The sequence below is a fragment of the Kitasatospora sp. NPDC004240 genome, assembly GCF_053603215.1.
Genome location: NZ_JBSGFD010000001.1, coordinates 31360 through 45542, shown reverse-complemented (window position 1 = coordinate 45542; position 14183 = coordinate 31360). Strand labels below are relative to the sequence as shown.

14 protein-coding genes are annotated in these 14183 nt (G+C 72.3%); 1 reads left to right on the top strand and 13 read right to left on the bottom strand.

What is annotated here, in order from left to right:
- Window positions 1–17: 17 nt before the first annotated feature.
- The 9 genes from ACWEQL_RS00225 to ACWEQL_RS00185 form a co-directional block, all read right to left on the bottom strand.
- Window positions 18–263 (bottom strand): hypothetical protein, encoded by a 246-nt coding sequence (locus ACWEQL_RS00225; RefSeq protein ID WP_452147841.1) that lies wholly within the window; start codon window positions 261–263, stop codon window positions 18–20.
- A 69-nt stretch (window positions 264–332) separates the two neighbouring features.
- Window positions 333–554 (bottom strand): hypothetical protein, encoded by a 222-nt coding sequence (locus ACWEQL_RS00220; protein ID WP_452147840.1) that lies wholly within the window; start codon window positions 552–554, stop codon window positions 333–335.
- Entirely contained in the window at window positions 551–1129 is a 579-nt protein-coding gene (locus ACWEQL_RS00215) for an AAA family ATPase (RefSeq protein ID WP_452147839.1), read from the bottom strand. The genes ACWEQL_RS00220 and ACWEQL_RS00215 overlap by 4 nt, the downstream gene beginning before the upstream one ends.
- Window positions 1126–3141, bottom strand: coding sequence for an ATP-binding cassette domain-containing protein (locus tag ACWEQL_RS00210; protein ID WP_452147838.1), 2016 nt, complete (start codon window positions 3139–3141; stop codon window positions 1126–1128). The genes ACWEQL_RS00215 and ACWEQL_RS00210 overlap by 4 nt, the downstream gene beginning before the upstream one ends.
- Window positions 3142–3201: 60 nt before the next feature.
- Window positions 3202–4398 (bottom strand): hypothetical protein, encoded by a 1197-nt coding sequence (locus tag ACWEQL_RS00205; protein WP_452147837.1) that lies wholly within the window; start codon window positions 4396–4398, stop codon window positions 3202–3204.
- 40 nt (window positions 4399–4438) lie between these two features.
- Window positions 4439–4987: an NUDIX hydrolase gene (locus tag ACWEQL_RS00200; RefSeq protein WP_452147836.1), complete on the bottom strand. Its 549-nt coding sequence runs from the start codon at window positions 4985–4987 to the stop codon at window positions 4439–4441.
- Window positions 4988–5033: 46 nt separating this feature from the next.
- Window positions 5034–5930: an aminoglycoside phosphotransferase family protein gene (locus ACWEQL_RS00195; protein ID WP_452147835.1), complete on the bottom strand. Its 897-nt coding sequence runs from the start codon at window positions 5928–5930 to the stop codon at window positions 5034–5036.
- On the bottom strand, window positions 5927–6085 hold the full coding sequence (locus ACWEQL_RS00190) for a hypothetical protein (protein WP_452147834.1): 159 nt from the start codon (window positions 6083–6085) through the stop codon (window positions 5927–5929). Before ACWEQL_RS00190 ends, ACWEQL_RS00195 begins: the two co-directional genes overlap by 4 nt.
- Before the next feature lie 901 nt (window positions 6086–6986).
- Window positions 6987–8108 carry a phosphotransferase enzyme family protein gene (locus ACWEQL_RS00185; protein WP_452147833.1) on the bottom strand — a complete coding sequence of 374 codons (1122 nt, stop codon included), beginning with the start codon at window positions 8106–8108 and terminating at the stop codon, window positions 6987–6989.
- Between the two features lie 628 nt (window positions 8109–8736).
- On the opposite strand from ACWEQL_RS00185, the gene ACWEQL_RS00180 reads away from it, so the two are divergent.
- Window positions 8737–9126: a hypothetical protein gene (locus ACWEQL_RS00180; protein ID WP_452147921.1), complete on the top strand. Its 390-nt coding sequence runs from the start codon at window positions 8737–8739 to the stop codon at window positions 9124–9126.
- A gap of 74 nt (window positions 9127–9200) precedes the next feature.
- On the opposite strand, the gene ACWEQL_RS00175 is transcribed toward ACWEQL_RS00180, so the two are convergent.
- From ACWEQL_RS00175 to ACWEQL_RS00160, 4 genes are read right to left on the bottom strand one after another with little or no spacing between them, the layout of a single operon-like run.
- A complete protein-coding gene (locus tag ACWEQL_RS00175) occupies window positions 9201–10202 on the bottom strand; it encodes a thioesterase domain-containing protein (protein WP_452147832.1) in 1002 nt (333 codons plus the stop codon).
- Window positions 10199–11212 carry a beta-ketoacyl synthase N-terminal-like domain-containing protein gene (locus ACWEQL_RS00170; RefSeq protein WP_452147831.1) on the bottom strand — a complete coding sequence of 338 codons (1014 nt, stop codon included), beginning with the start codon at window positions 11210–11212 and terminating at the stop codon, window positions 10199–10201. The genes ACWEQL_RS00175 and ACWEQL_RS00170 overlap by 4 nt, the downstream gene beginning before the upstream one ends.
- On the bottom strand, window positions 11209–12345 hold the full coding sequence (locus ACWEQL_RS00165) for a beta-ketoacyl synthase N-terminal-like domain-containing protein (protein WP_452147830.1): 1137 nt from the start codon (window positions 12343–12345) through the stop codon (window positions 11209–11211). Before ACWEQL_RS00165 ends, ACWEQL_RS00170 begins: the two co-directional genes overlap by 4 nt.
- Complete coding sequence (locus ACWEQL_RS00160; RefSeq protein WP_452147829.1) at window positions 12342–14126, bottom strand: AMP-binding protein; 1785 nt, start codon at window positions 14124–14126, stop codon at window positions 12342–12344. The genes ACWEQL_RS00165 and ACWEQL_RS00160 overlap by 4 nt, the downstream gene beginning before the upstream one ends.
- Window positions 14127–14183 lie beyond the last annotated feature (57 nt).

Below are 14183 nucleotides of genomic sequence, written 5' to 3'. Positions count from 1 at the left end.
CGCCGACGCTGAGACTTCTACGGACCCTTGTCATAACCGCCGGGACACATCAGCAGCCTCCGGCCGCACACATAGACGTCCTCCTCCACCAAGGCGACGCGGCCCCGGTCGTCCAGGGCCAGGACGCGCACCCCGTCGACCGACTCGGTGTACTCGTAGGTCCCCGGACTGCCGTCGGTCCGCCGGACCGTGTCGCGGCGCACCACCACCCGCAGTCCGCGGTAGACCTCGGTCGACGATTCCGTGGTCCAGTCTTCGATCATGCCGTCCGCTCCTTCTTCTTCCGGTCGTGCTGCACGGGGTGGTTCGGGCTGCTCGGCGCGGGGCGGGGGTCACGGGGGCAGGGGCGGCGGTGGCGGGTCCAGGCGTTCGAGGTAGCGCTCGCACCGGCCGTCCGGCCAGTGCACGGTGCGGTAGGCGTAGGGGACGGTGCTGCCATCGAAGACGACGACGCCCTCCTCCTCGACAGGCCGTCCGGTGCCGACGGCGTGCAGCAGGGCGGTAGCGTGCTCCGGCGGTGGGGGCCCCGGCGGCCGCCGGTGGCGGCCCGTCACTGCCCGCCCGCTTCCGGGCCGCGATCGGGGACCCCAGCGCGAAGGAGTGCCAGCGCCCGGTCCGCTACCTGGCGCGGGGTGAGGCGGGAGGTGTCGATCGTCTCGGCGTCGGCGGCGAGCCAGTCGGCGTAGGCCGCGGTGTAGAGGGGCAGTTGCTTGTGGCGGAACGCGCGGACCTTCTCGCTGCGCGCCTTGTCCCCGGGGTATTCCGCGCCAGCGTCGATGCGGGCGGCGATCGTGCCCGGGGCGGCGTGGAGCAGCAGGTGGCGCAGTGGGAGGCCGGCGGCGCGGACGGCGTCGTGGATCTCGGCGGCGTAGGTGCGGTGCAGCAGCGTCATCGGGACGATCACCGGGTGGCCGTCGTTCTCGTGGTGGCAGTGGATGACGAGGTGGGCGACCAGGGGGCGCCAGGCCGGGTTGTCCTGGAAGTCGCGGTACTTGCCGGGGAAGACCTGGCGCAGGATGAAGCCGATCTCCTCCGGGTCGGCGACGACGGCCCCGGGCAGTTCCCGCTGCAGGGTGGGGGCGAGCGTGGTCTTGCCGGAGCCGAACGTCCCGTTGACCCAGACGATCACGTCGCGTTCCTTCCGTCGCCGGCCGCCGGGGCGGCTGGCCCAGGCCGGGTGCCGGTGCGGTAGGCGGCGGCCTGCGTCTCGAACATTTCGGCGTAGACGCCGCCAAGGGCGATCAGCTCCTGGTGGCTACCCGCCTCCACGATCCGGCCCTGGTCGAACACGAACACCTCGTCGCAGGCGACAGCGGGGCCCAGACGGTGGGAGACCAGGACAGTGATCGTGTGGGGGGCGGCGTACTCGTCGAGGACGGCGCGGAAGAGCCGGTCCTCGGCGAGGGGGTCCATGCTGGCGGTGGGCTCGTCCATCACCAGCACCGGGGCCTGCTGGTACAGGCCGCGGGCGCAGGCGATCTTGGACCAATTTCCGTCGGAGAGTTCCGCGCCGCCCTCGAACTGGGGGCTCAGCACGGTGTCCCACTGCCGGTCGAGGCCGGCGATCACCCGGTCGGCGCCGGTGGCCGCCACGGCGCGCAGCACCCGGGCGGGGCCAGCACTGGTGATGCTGCCGGAGCCGATGGTGATGTTGGCGAGCGCGGACAGCGGCCAGTGCCCGGGGTCCTGGAGGACGAGAGCGACCTGACCGGTCAGGCTCGCCGCGTCGAAGTCCCGTACGTCAGTGCCGTCCCAACGAACGGTGCCGTCGGTTGCCTCGTACAGCCCGGCCAGGATGCGGGAGAGGGTGGACTTGCCTGAGCCGTTCGCGCCGACGAAGGCATACTTCTTCCCGGCCTGCAAGGTCAGGCTTACCCCGTGCAGGGCCTGCTTGCCCTGCGGGTAAGCGAAGTGCACGTCCCGAACGGCGATCTCCTTGACCGCGGTGGGTGCGGGCGCACCAGTGCGGGGCAGGCGGGCCCTGCAGCTCTGCTCGAACCGGTTCAGGTCCTCCACCCAAAGGGCGTTCTCGAACACCCTGTGCGCGGCGATGACCAGGCGCAGCAGGGCGCTCTGGCTGGCCTGGATGGCGAGGTAGGCGGCGCCGCCGGTGGCCAGCGGCATCCAGCCGGCGCCGAGCATCCAGGCGAGGGCGGCGTAGGTGGCGAACATGCCGAGGCCGCCGAGCGTACGGCCGAGCAGGGCGGCGCGGCTCTGGTGCTCGCCGAGGGCGACCTCCTCGTCGGTGATCGTGGCGGACAGGGCGCGGTGCTCGTCCAGCAGTGCCTGCTGGGCGTTGGAGGCGCGCAGTTCGGCGGCGGTGTCGCGCTCGTACAGAACCCAGGAGAACTGCAGCATCCGGCGGCGCAGCGAGCTCTGCCGCACGGCGGAGAGGTAGCCGGCGCGGATCGAGTGCACGGACGCGGCGCCCTTGGGGACGACGGCGGCCAGCAGCAGCACGAGCAGCGCCGGGTGCAGGACACCCAGGACGCCGGCCGCGCCGAGCAGCGCCAGAGAGGCGCTGGCGAGCTCGATCGTCTTGTCGATCGAGTCCTTGGCGAAGTACAGGCCGCGGTCGTTGGCGCGGCGGACCTCGTCCGCCCAGGTCGGGTCGTCGACGGCGGTGAGGGCGACCCGGCTGGTCAGGGCGAGGAACTCGGCCTCCAGCTGCTGGCGCACCCGGGGGCCGAGCCGGGCCTGCCAGTGCGAGATACCAGTGTCAACCAGGCCGCGGAGCATCAGCAGCACCGCGACCACGGCGAGTGCGGGCAGCGCCGCGCGGATGCGCTGTTCGGTCGCACCACCGGAGAACACCTTCTGCAGCACGCCCAGGCTGGCGATCAGCCCGGCCGAGGCCATCGCGGCGGAGGCCAGTTGCAGCACGGCGACCAGGACGGCCGCCCGCGCATCGGCGCGCCACGCGGTGCCCCACACCTGCCGGGCGATGGCCGGCAGGCGGCGGGTAATAGTCAGCAGCCCCGTGCGGGACGCCTCGCCCTCGAACCGCTCCCAGAAGCCCTTGGTGACCTGCCCGCCAAGGTCGCCGGCGGTCGGCGCGGCCCGCATCCGCTCCGGCGGAGGCGGCAGGGCGGGGGTTCGGGGCCCCGGCACGGGGGCGGTCGTGGTGGTGTAGTCGGTCAAGCGGGGCCTCCGGTGATCGGCACGGACACGGAACGGGGAGAGAGTGGCGCGGTTGGGGGGTCAGAGCAGCGGCAGCTCCCAGGACAGTCCCGCGCCGCCCACCACCCGCACTGCCCCGGCCGAACCGAACTCCAGCCCGTACGCGGCGGGCCTGCCCGCCGCGGCCCAGCGGGCGTGCACCGCCTCGGCTTGCGCCCACAGGTCCTGCGGGCCCCACTCCATGGCCGCCGACCCGTCCGCAGCGACCTCCGCGCGTGAGCTGGCACCGTCGACCAGGACCACCGCGTCCGGCTCCGCGCCGGGCGCGCGGTAGTGGCGGCGCACCCCGGGCAGCAGATGCGCGGCCGCAGTCCAGAAGCCGGGCTCCGCCCGGGGCGGCGCGAGCACCCCACTGCGTCGGCGGCCCGGCCCGGCCGGAGCGCCCGAGGGCAGGGGCAGCCACCCGGCAGTGCGATCGGGCACGTGCGTCCAGCGCCCGCACTCCAGCCGCCCCGACAGCACCCCGCGCTCGTCGCGGCGCACCAGCGCGCTCGCGCCCCAGCCCGGCGCGCCGGTCGTCACCGTGGCCACCAGCCTGCCGCCCGGCGCCAGCGCACCGGTCCACGCGGCCGGCAGGCCACGCACCGCACAGGAGACGGCGATTGCCTCCCATCGGCCCGTAAGGCCCCGCAGCCCGTCTCGCACGACCATCCGCACGTCCGCGCCTGCTGCGGCGAGGCGCGGTACGGCGGCCCGCACCAGGTCCGGGTCGATCTCCACCCCCGTCACCTGCCGCCCCGTCAGGTCGGCGGCCAGCGCTGCCAGATAGCCAGTGCACGCCCCAACCTCCACCAGCCGCTCCCCCGGGCCCGGGGCCAGGTCGGTGAGGGCGGCGGCGATCAGGCCGATCGCGGAGCTCTGCGCCGTCGGCACCCCGTACGCCTCGCCGCCCGCCGGGACGGCCGCCGGACGGCCGAGCTGCACCACGACCTGCTCCAGGCCGTAGCAGACGGCCAAGTGCTGGTCAGGGTGCTCCTCCAGGTCGAGCAGCCGCCAGCGGCGTGCCGGCCGGTCGGGGCCGACCGGGGCGAGCAGGCGCGGGATCAGCAGGTGCCGCGGCACCCGGCCGATCGCCGCCAGCACCCGCGCGTCGTACGGTCCGGGTGAGTCCGGCTCAGCCTCAACGGCGGCGGGAAACGCGACCAGTGCTTCCTGCGCGGCGGTGACCAGGGCGTCGGCCGGGGCCTGCGGATCGTCCTCGTGCCGGTTCAGCTTCACGCCGTCCCTCCGGTGGTCGCGGGCCGGGCGGTCTGTGCGGTCACGTCGGCCAGCCGACGACGGACAGCCGGCTGCCGAGGGCGATCTGGTTCAGGGCGTGCGCGGTGTAGGGGACGGTGTCGGCGGGCAGGGCGCCGAGCGGCCACCAGTCGAGCTCGGCACACTTGTGCGGCTCCGCGTTGCGGATCGCGCCGTCGTAGCGCGGGGTGCCGAAGAACAGCTGGACGCGGCTGCGGCCGTCGTCGGCGTCCAGGTGGTGCAGGGCGTGGAGGAGTTCGAGGTCGGCCTCCGCAATGGTGATGCCCAGCTCCTCCAGGGCCTCGCGGGCCATGGCGGCGGTGACGGACTCCCCGGACTTCATGTGGCCGGCCGGGGTGTGCCACATGCCCTCGGCGTAGCTGGTGTTGAGGCGGCGGCCGAGCAGCACCCGGCCGCCGCCGGTCAGGACGAGGTGAACTCCGACGACGAGGGTGACGGGGTCGTCCGCCGGCGCGGGAATGTAGGCGTCCGGATTCCCGTGCGGCAGGTGGCCGTCCGGCCCGCGCGGGGGCGATCCGGCAGCAGCGGTGCGGTCATCGGTGGTCGACACTGGTCTCCTCAAGGTCGGGGGCGGGCGGGGAAGACGGGGGTGCGGTTCAGGTGCAGGCCGGGTGGGCGGCGGTGCGGGCGAGGGCGAGGCGGCCGCGCTCCTGGAGGTCAGTGCGGTTCTTGCGCAGGCCGGTGTGGAGGTAGGAGGCGCCGAGGCGGATGGTCAGCAGCATCAGCAGCCGCTCTTCCACGGCGTCGAGCGGGCGGCCGTAGCCAGTGAGGAAGGACTCGCGCAGGTCGGGGCGCGTCGGCCACAGCGCCCCGAGCAGCCACACGAACTCCTCGACGACCAGGCCGTACCGGGATGCCTCGAAGTCGATCAGGCCGTGCCGGCCGGTGGCGGTGTCGACGAGCCAGTTGCGGGTCGCGTAGTCGCCATGCAGGAAACGCAGCGGCAGCCTGTCGGCCAGGCCGGGGATCTCGGCGGCCGCGGCGGTTACGAGGGCGAGCACCTCGTCCGGTACCTGCCCCGCGAGAGCGGTCCGGCACTCGTCCGCCTCCTGGGCGTGGGCGTCCATCGCCGCGCGCACCGCCGCACGGTCGGCGGCAGCTCCTGTGCCCGAATGGTCGTGCCAGCGGCGCAGCAGCTGTCCGGCGTCCTCGTGCAACCGCACCTCCGCCGCGCACGGCAGCGGCAGGTCACGCACGACGCGGCCCGGCAGCGCCGAGGTGAGCAGCGCGCGCAGCCGTAGCTCACCGGCCAGCAGCCGCGGCGCCTGCTCCTGTGCCAGGACGCGGGAGGCATAAACGTATCCGGCCACCTCCCGGGCATACGCAGCCTCGTCCGGGCTGATCTTGAGGAACGCTGCGCCGCCGTCGGGGCGGTCGAGGCGCCACACTCGGGAGGTGGCCCTCGGCCAGGAGCAATCCGTAGCCTCCACCGAGCCAGGCAGGTGCTCGGCGACCCAGGCGACTAGCTTGGGCGGGAGCGAGGAGTCGGTCATCGGATCGGGTCTCCGAACGGGACGGGGCGCGGTGCGCACGGGAACGAGGTGGCGGGCAGGACCCGGCCCGAGCGGTCGCGGACCACGACGCCGACCCCAAAGCGTTCGATTCCTTCGCGGCGGGCGGATGTCGTCAGCACCTCGAAGTCGATCATTCGTAAAGCCCCTCATCCTGGAAGGTGAGCACAGCGCGACCCGGTGCCGTCGCATTGCATGGAAGCGCCAATGACTGTTTCTTGAACAGGAGTTGATGCCTCGTCGGGAACGGTTCCGGGTTGGAGATCCTGCCGCTGTTCGAGCCACCCGATCAAGCCAGGAGGTTCCCGGCAAGACTGGACGAAGACAAACTTTTCGATTTAGCGTGCCTTCCGGTCTCCTCCTCCCCAGATGCGGCGGAAGGCGGTCCAGCGGGCGTCGGCCGGCCACGGTTCACCGGTCGGGGGCCGGTCAGGCGGGTGGGAACGGGGAAGGGCCGGTGGCGTCGAGGCGGACCAGGCAGGTGTGCACCCGCCCGGTCGGGAGGGAGACTTGCCGGACGACCTGCCGTGCTCACCGCCCTCCCGGCCCGCGGCTCCGGCCTGGAGGGCGGGCGGTCACGCACCAGCCCGGGACTCGGCAGAAGCGCCGGTGCCCTGGCCGTACTGCGTTCGATCCGTCGGCGAGCAGGTCGAAGGGCAGGTGCTGGTCGGTATCGGTCACGGGGCGCTCCAGGTCGGTCGGATCGAGCTCGTGGGATCGCTGCGGAGCAGCGGGCAGGTCAGGATGGCGCCCCGTCGCTGGCGGCGGACCGGACACTGGCCGGCAGGAGATGTTCCTTCAGGAAGTCGTCTCCCCCGGATGCTGCGGCCTCTGTGCGCACCGCACGCCGTCCCGACCCTGTCCCTTCGCCCCGCACCCCGAGGCCGAGACCTGTGATCCCGCCCAGCTCCACTCCGAGCTCGGCGCGCCGGCCTTCGCGCCCTCGGTCGGCTCTGAGTGCCCTGCTGCTACAGCAAGCCCGGACAGGCGGGTTCGTTGTCCGGGCTTGCGGCTTGCGTGACCATGAGGGTCATGAACTCAGCGAAGAGTGTCACGCAGGGCCTCCTCCAAGGCAGGTAGCCTGTCCAGCAGCATCAGAGCTGCCTCGTGCCGTGCCCGCGCGTAGGACTCGAGTGCGGCGTCGACGAGGTGCGGTCGTTCCACTGGTGCCGACAACGGAAAGGTCGCGCAGAGCATGGCTGCACAGCCGACACGGAGCGAGGACAAGAGGTCGTCCGCGGGCGCCGTGGGGTTGGCGTCTCGATAGGCGAGGGCGAGATCGGTGTATCCCTTGAGCCAGCTCTCCACACCGTTGGACAGGACGCTCTTGGGGTCGCAGCCAAGACGCACGATCTCCCAGGCGAGGTACCCAGGTGTGGGTGGTCCGAAGTCCACGATCGCGGCGACATCGTCGTTCTTCAACAGGACGTTGGGACCAGCCAGGTCGCCGTGCATGACCTGGACCGTCAGCTGGGGAAGTGAAGCGAGGATGCGCTCGACGTCCCCGAAGACGGCTTGCCGCTCACGCGCCGCCTGCAGCGCCCACATCTCGAACTCTCCAAGCCTGGGCCTGTTCTGGAACGCGAGAATCAGACTCTCGAAGCGGTCACGTGCGGCGGCCACGTCGCACACTGCGGCACCGGGTTCCAGACTGGGTGCGGCGGCGGGGTGAGTGGCGAGTCGGCTGTGGAGACGGCCCATCGCTGCGCCGACCGCTGCCCACCGCGCTCCAGTCAGGTTGCCCTCGGCAGTCTCGGTGTGCGGCACGTACGACCACAGTGACATCGGCAGGCGGCCGTGGGTCGTGAGGAGTTCGTGCTCGCGAGTGCGGGTTGCCCGCGCAGTCGCGACACCTCCGTCGGCGGCGTACTCGGACAGTTCGACCGACGCCCGCTCCAGATCCAAGCCCTCTCGAGCGCGATAGACCTTGACGAAGTGCCGACGGCCCGTCTGGTCCACGATGGCGTAGTTGTCCGTTGCAGTGCCCTCCGGGATTCGCGATATTTCTGCCGGGTGCAGTCCGTACGCGAGCACCAGCGTGTCGGCGACCGCCGCGATCCGCTCCCCCTCCGCGGTGCGGCCGGGTGTGGAGGGCGCGGCGACCGGCTTGGTGGCGGGCTGGTGAGATGCGGTGGACATGGTCTCCTCGTCGAAGCGCACAGCGATAGCGGTCGGATGATGAGCGGGCGGCAGGTGGCCGGGGCGATCAGGACGCGGCACGGGGGTGCCGGTGAGGTGTTCGGCCCGGTGGGCGATGTGCGGGGTGAGCGTGGGGTGGACACCTCGGCTGCAGGCCTGCAGCAGCTGGCCGAGCGCGACGGTTCCCCGGTCCGGCGGCCGGCAGGTGCTCAGCGAGCCGCGTCCGGCCGCGCCGGGTGCAGCGGGGCTGCAAGATCGCCGATGGCCAGCACTCCGTCAATGCGGTCATGTGATCGCGCCTCCCTCGTTCGGGTTGTGGCAGTACCCGAGCCCGACCCGGCACCGCCACCAACTGCCAGCAGGAAACCGGCCGACCAAGCCGACACCGCGGCGCCCTGCCGCGTGAGCCGGCTGAACGAGACGGTGAACGCGGCAACCGACACCGGCCTTTCGTGGCGAGCGTGACCGGTTTGGCATCGCACAGGCGGAACGTAGGACCGACAGGCGGGCGCTGCGGCACCAGGTAGGGATGCTCGTCGCATAGAGTGCGGGCGCGCGGGTGTCCACGTCGTTCACCAGAAGGTGATCTTGGATGCCTTCGTTCTCGTCTCCGCAGGCATCCCTCGGGCCGCACCACCAGGAGGAACCAGTGTCATACCCGCAAGTGATCACTCCCGCGGACAAGCTCGCCGAGGCGAAGAAGCAGTTGGGTTTCCCTCGTATCGTCGCGATCTGTGGCTCCACTCGTTTCATGGCTGAGATGGCCGAGGCCGATGTGCGCGAGACCGAAGCCGGAAGGATTGTCGTCAAGCCGGGGTGCGACCTGAAGTCGCCGAACGCACTGTGGTCCGATCCTGTCGAGGCTCAGGCGCTGAAGGTTCGACTTGACGAGCTGCACCGGTCGAAGATCCTGCTTGCTGATGAGGTGCTCGTGGTCGGCGACTACATCGGAGACAGCACCCGGGCCGAGATCGCTTACGCCCGGTCGCTGGGTAGGCCCGTGCGGTTCACGCACCCCGAAGTCGATCCCGACGCCTGAGGACCCGTCCCCGCGCCCTCCACGGGCACCCCATAGGCATTGATCATCCAGCAGGTGGGGTGGTGGGAGCGAGCTCATGCAGCGGCGGAACGCATCGCGGCCGTGATGGCGGCAGCGAGGGGGCGCTGGTGGTCCATCAAGTAGAAGTGGTCGCCCTCGTACAGCTCGGGTCCGCGGAAGTGCGTGGTGAACGCTTGCCAGGAGAGCAGACGGTCCTCGCCGATCAGCCTGTCGTGGCGGCCTCCGAATGCCGAGAGTGGAACGGGCAGGGGCTCGGGGTCGCGGGGAGGGGCCCAGGTGTCCAGGAGTTTGAAGTCGCTGCGGAACACCGGGGCGAACGTGCGCCAGGCGGCGTCGTTGTCGAGGAGCTGCGGTGTGCTGCCGCCTACGTTCCGCAGCCAGCCGCGCAGTTCGTCGTCGGACATCAGGTGAGGGCGGCCGTCGGTGCCGGCCTCGACCCGCGGGGCGCCGTAGGCGGACACACCCAGCCAGGTGGGGAGCGGGTCCCCCTCGTGGTGGAGTCGGCGGGTGAGCTGGTAGGCGATGAGGGCGCCCAGGCTGTGGCCGAAGAACCCGAAGGGCCGGTCGAGCAGGGGAGCGATGGCGGTGTGGAAGTAGTCGACCAGCCGGTCGCAGTCGTCGATCAGCGGGAGTGTCTGCAGCTGGCCTCGGCCGGGGGCCTCCAGGAGGCAGAGTTCCCAGTCCTGGGGGAAGTGCTCCGCCCAGCCCCGGTAGAGCAGGTGTGAGCCGCCGGCGTGGTGGAACAGGAACAGGCGCGCCGCTGGGTCGCTCAGCGGCCTCGGGCGGATGACCGGGCCGACCGACGTCTGGCCGACGCGCTTCGAGACGACGAAGGTGTGCAGCTCGGCGAGGGTCCTGGCACCGCTGATGACCACGGTGTTCTCCGGGACGTCGTACGCGTTCTCCACGCGGGTTGAGATCTCGAGCATCAGCAACGAGTCGATGTCGAGCTCGTCGGTGAAGTGCGCCTCATCGGTCACCTCCTCGGGTTCGATCTCCAGGACGCCGGCTATCAGGGCGCGGAGATCCTCGATGGTCACGGTCGCACTGGTCATGAGTGTTCCCCCAGCTCCTGCGCGGGATGGACGAGTGGTCGGTCAGGGGTCAGCAGCAGGGCGGCTGCCGCGTCGTGGCGAGGGCCTCCGGCCGTGGCGAGCACGTTCCCGGTGGCGCCGCCCTCGAAGTGGCCAGCCGCGGCGGCACACTGCAGGACGCCCAGCGCCCCAGACAGCGGGCCCAGCTGGGCTTCCAGGTCGACTCGGCGCGTGGCTGCGAGCAGCAGGCCCAGCCCGGCACCCGCCTCGTCCCCGAGCCACAGCTCGACGGATTCCTCCTCCGCCACACCGGCGCAGGTCAGCGCCGCAGCGAGATCCCGGCCCCGTGCATAGCCGGTGATCGTGGCGCGAGGCCGTGCGCCACGGGCAGCGGCTGCGTCCGCCCGGTCGAGGACGACGGCGACCGCCGCGTCGGTAGACGGCTCGCCGAGCAGCTTCGTCGCCACATCGGTGGCCGGTTCGACGCCGACGACGACGGCTGCTTCGGCGCGCCCGGACGCGATGAGGTTCCGGGCCCAGGCCAGGGCGTCCAGACCGCTCGTGACACCGTTGCAGACCGTGAGGTTGGGGCCGCGCAGCCCGTAGCGGATGGCCACCCAGCCGGCGATGACGTTGCTCGAGGTCTGGGGCAGGCCCAGCGGGCTGAGGCCCCTGACGCCTTCTCTGGCGATGGTGTCGGTGGCGGCGCAGACGCTGTTCGCGTTGCCCAGGTTGGTGCTGACCACGACGGCGGTCGCATCGCCTGTGCCCGTGAACGTGGCGTCGGCGTCGGTCAGGCCCGCGTCGTGGAGGGCGGACTCGGCGGCCCGCAGGGCGAGCCGGGACGCGCGGTCCTTGTGGCGCAGTTCGCGTCCGCTGAGTCCGGTGGCCGGGTCGAAGCCGCCCACCACGGGCAGGGGCCCGAGGAGGTCGCCGTACGTCGCGACACCGGGGAGCGCCAGTCCGATGCCCGTGACGACGACCTCCCGGACGTTCGGGTTCCTCGAGCGTGCGGTGCTCGTCGTGCTCATCGTGCTGCCTCCACGATCGCGACGGCGTTGATCCCTCCGAAACCGAACGCGTTGATCTGCGCGATGGCCAGGTCGCCGGTGGCGGGGGAGCCCTGCACCAGGCCCAGTCCTGCGGCCTCGGGGATCGGATCGGCGAGTCCCAGGACCGGGGGGACCGTCCCTTCCCTCATGGCGAGCACCGCCATCACGAGGCTGAGCAGTCCCGAGCCGCCCAGGGTGTGGCCGGTCATCGCCTTGATGGCGGTCATCCGCGGCCCGGGTCCCGCGCCGTCGAAGATGTGGCGCAGGACGCCCGACTCCGTCTGGTCGTTGAGGGGGGTGCCGCTGCCGTGCAGCATCACCAGGTCGATGTCGCGGGCCCGCACCCCCGCCCTGCGGTAGGCGTCGAGCACCGCGCGGGTGATGCCGTCGGGGTCGGGCGCGGTGGCGTGGTGAGCGTCGCAGTTCATACCCACCCCGCGCACCCGGGCGTGCACGGGCCCGCTCCCGGTGCCGGCGCGCTGGACGACGACGGCCGCCGCACCCTCACCCATCAGCATGCCCTTGTGCGTGGCGTCGAAGGGGCGCAGCGCGTCGGGGATGTCGTTCTGCACCCGGTCGAGCGTGCCGAAGCCGCTCTCGGTGGCGGCGTCGGTGCCCGCGACGACGACCGTGTCGGCCGTGCCGGCCTCGATCATGTCGGTGGCCATGCCGAGCGCGTACAGCGTGGCGGAGCAGGCGTTGGCGAAGGTGTATGTGGTGGACGCTCCGAAGGCCGCCTTCAGGGCGGTGCCGAAGTGCAGGTCTTCGAGGGCGACGTCCGCGCCGTCGCGCCACCACAGTTCGAGGCTGCGCTGCTCGCGCATGGTGGTCCCGACCAGCACGGGTACCTGGGAGAGGTCCTCGCCCAGGCCCGCGTCGGCGACTGCCTGGCGGACGACAGTGGTGAGCCAGTGGGTGGCGCGCCGCGGGATGTCGCCGCCGTTCTTGGGCCGGTCGTCGATCTCGTAGGCGTAGGCCGCCCGGTACTTGTCCGGGTCGAATGCCTTCAGCGGGGTGCGGCTCTCCTGGCCCGCGCACAGTGCGGCGAAGATCTCGTGGGGGCTGGCGCCGATGTTGGCGACGGCGGCTATGCCCGTGATGTCCCAGGTCACGGTCGGGCAGCCGCCTTCCTCAGCTCGAAGGCGGCCAGCTTGCCGGTCGACGTGGTCGGGAGCTCGCCGAGGAACTCCAGCCGGGCGGGCCGCTTGTGGGCGGCGAGGCCGCCACGGATCGCGGCGGTCACCGCGCGCCGCACCACGGCCTCGTCGGATCCCGGCCGGGCCACCAGGTACGCCACGGCCTGCTCCAGGCCGTCGGCGTCGCGGCCGCCGACCACCACGCAGTCCTGGACCCCCGCCGTGCCGCGGATGACGTTCTCGATCTCGCTCGGCACGACCTTGTAGCCGCCCAGGTTGAGGAGGTCGTCGGCGCGGCACAGATGAGTGAACGTGCCGTCCGGCGCGCGGCGCACTACGTCGCCGGTGTAAGCGCCGCTGTCGGCGAAGGTGCGCGCGGCGGCCTCCGGGCGGCCGATGTAGCCGAGGGCGACGGTCGGGCCAGCGATGTGCAGCCGGCCCTCCTGACCGTCGGCGACGGGCGTACCGTCCGCGTCCCGGACGGTCGCGGTGATCCCGGGCACCGGGACCCCGAAGGTGCCCGGGCACCCGGTGTCCGGCGGCGTGCCGACGACGATGTGGAGAACCTCGGTTGCGCCGAGCCCGTTGAGCACCCCGGCCTGGAACGCGGTGCGGATCCGCTCGCCGAGCGGAGCGGGCAGGTTCTCGCCCGCCGCCACGCACAGCCGCACGGAGCCGGAGGCGAGCTCCGTCCCGGGGGCGTTCAGCAGCGCGGCGTATAGCCGTGGGACGGAGAACAGCACGGTGGGCCGGTGGCGCTGCATCGCGGCGGCGAAGCAGTGGACGTCGACCGGGCCGCGGACGAGCGCGACGCGGGCGCCAGCCGCCAGCGGGCACAGGACGGAAGCGCCGAAGCCGTACCCGAAGGACATCCGGGCGCTGGAGAGCACGGTGTCCTCGGGCGTCAGCTCCAAGGCCGTGCCGACGCCGTCGACCATGGCCGCGATCGCACCCGCCGAGTGCCGCACCCCCTTGGGCATGCCGGTGCTCCCGGAGGTGTACTGCACCAGCGCCTCACGCCCCGCACTCCACACCACCGGGGGCCCGGCTTCCCCCGGACGCCGCGCGGGGCCCGGCTCGGCCGCCGCCAGGCTAGCGCGGACGTCGGCGCCGGCGAAGCGGGTGGCCGTGGCGAACAGCTCCTCCAAGGCGCGCTGCCGCGTGGGGGCCGCGTCGAGGTGCACCATCGCTGCGGCGCAGTCCGCGGCGACGTAGCGGACTTCGTCGTCCGTGAGCACCGGGCTGATCACCACCGGGGCGCAGCCGTGCCACCACAGGCCGAGGACGGCGACGACGGTTGCCACCGAGTCGTCGGCGACCAGGAGGCCGCGGGCGCCCTGGGGCACACCGGCGGCCTTGAGGGCGCCCGCGTACCCGCGTGCCGCCTCCAGGAGGCCCGCGTAGGTGATCTCCCCGGCCTGGGGGTCGAGGTAGCTGGTCTGTCCGCCCCGGCCGGCGAAGACATGACCCGCCACCAGGTGGTCGATCAGGTCGATGCCCTGGGGGTTTGCCGCCCTCTCACCGAGCACGCACACCGCGGCGTCCAGGCTGGTGAGGGCTGCGGCTTCCTCGGCGGACAGGGGGCCGAACTCGCGCTCGACCGCGGCCGCGACCGCGACCTTCTCCAGGGAGCTCATGCCGAGGTCCTCGTAGAACAGGGCGCCGGGCTCGACGTCTTCCCTGTCCACTTCCAGAACGGACGCCACGATCTCTCGCAGCTTGTCGCGCGTTGTGTCGGTGGTTTCTGCGTCGCGCACCGGCGGGGTCCTTTCCGTATCTTCGTGGCCGAGAGGGGGATTTGGTGGGAAGGAGAG

What these genes read in the sequence shown, in the direction of transcription:
- ACWEQL_RS00225 (WP_452147841.1), bottom strand. Translation starts at nt 263, where the DNA reads ATGATCGAAGACTGGACCACGGAATCGTCGACCGAGGTCTACCGCGGA.
- ACWEQL_RS00195 (WP_452147835.1), bottom strand. Translation starts at nt 5,930, where the DNA reads ATGACCGACTCCTCGCTCCCGCCCAAGCTAGTCGCCTGGGTCGCCGAG.
- ACWEQL_RS00190 (WP_452147834.1), bottom strand. Translation starts at nt 6,085, where the DNA reads ATGATCGACTTCGAGGTGCTGACGACATCCGCCCGCCGCGAAGGAATC.
- ACWEQL_RS00175 (WP_452147832.1), bottom strand. Translation starts at nt 10,202, where the DNA reads ATGACCAGTGCGACCGTGACCATCGAGGATCTCCGCGCCCTGATAGCC.
- ACWEQL_RS00170 (WP_452147831.1), bottom strand. Translation starts at nt 11,212, where the DNA reads ATGAGCACGACGAGCACCGCACGCTCGAGGAACCCGAACGTCCGGGAG.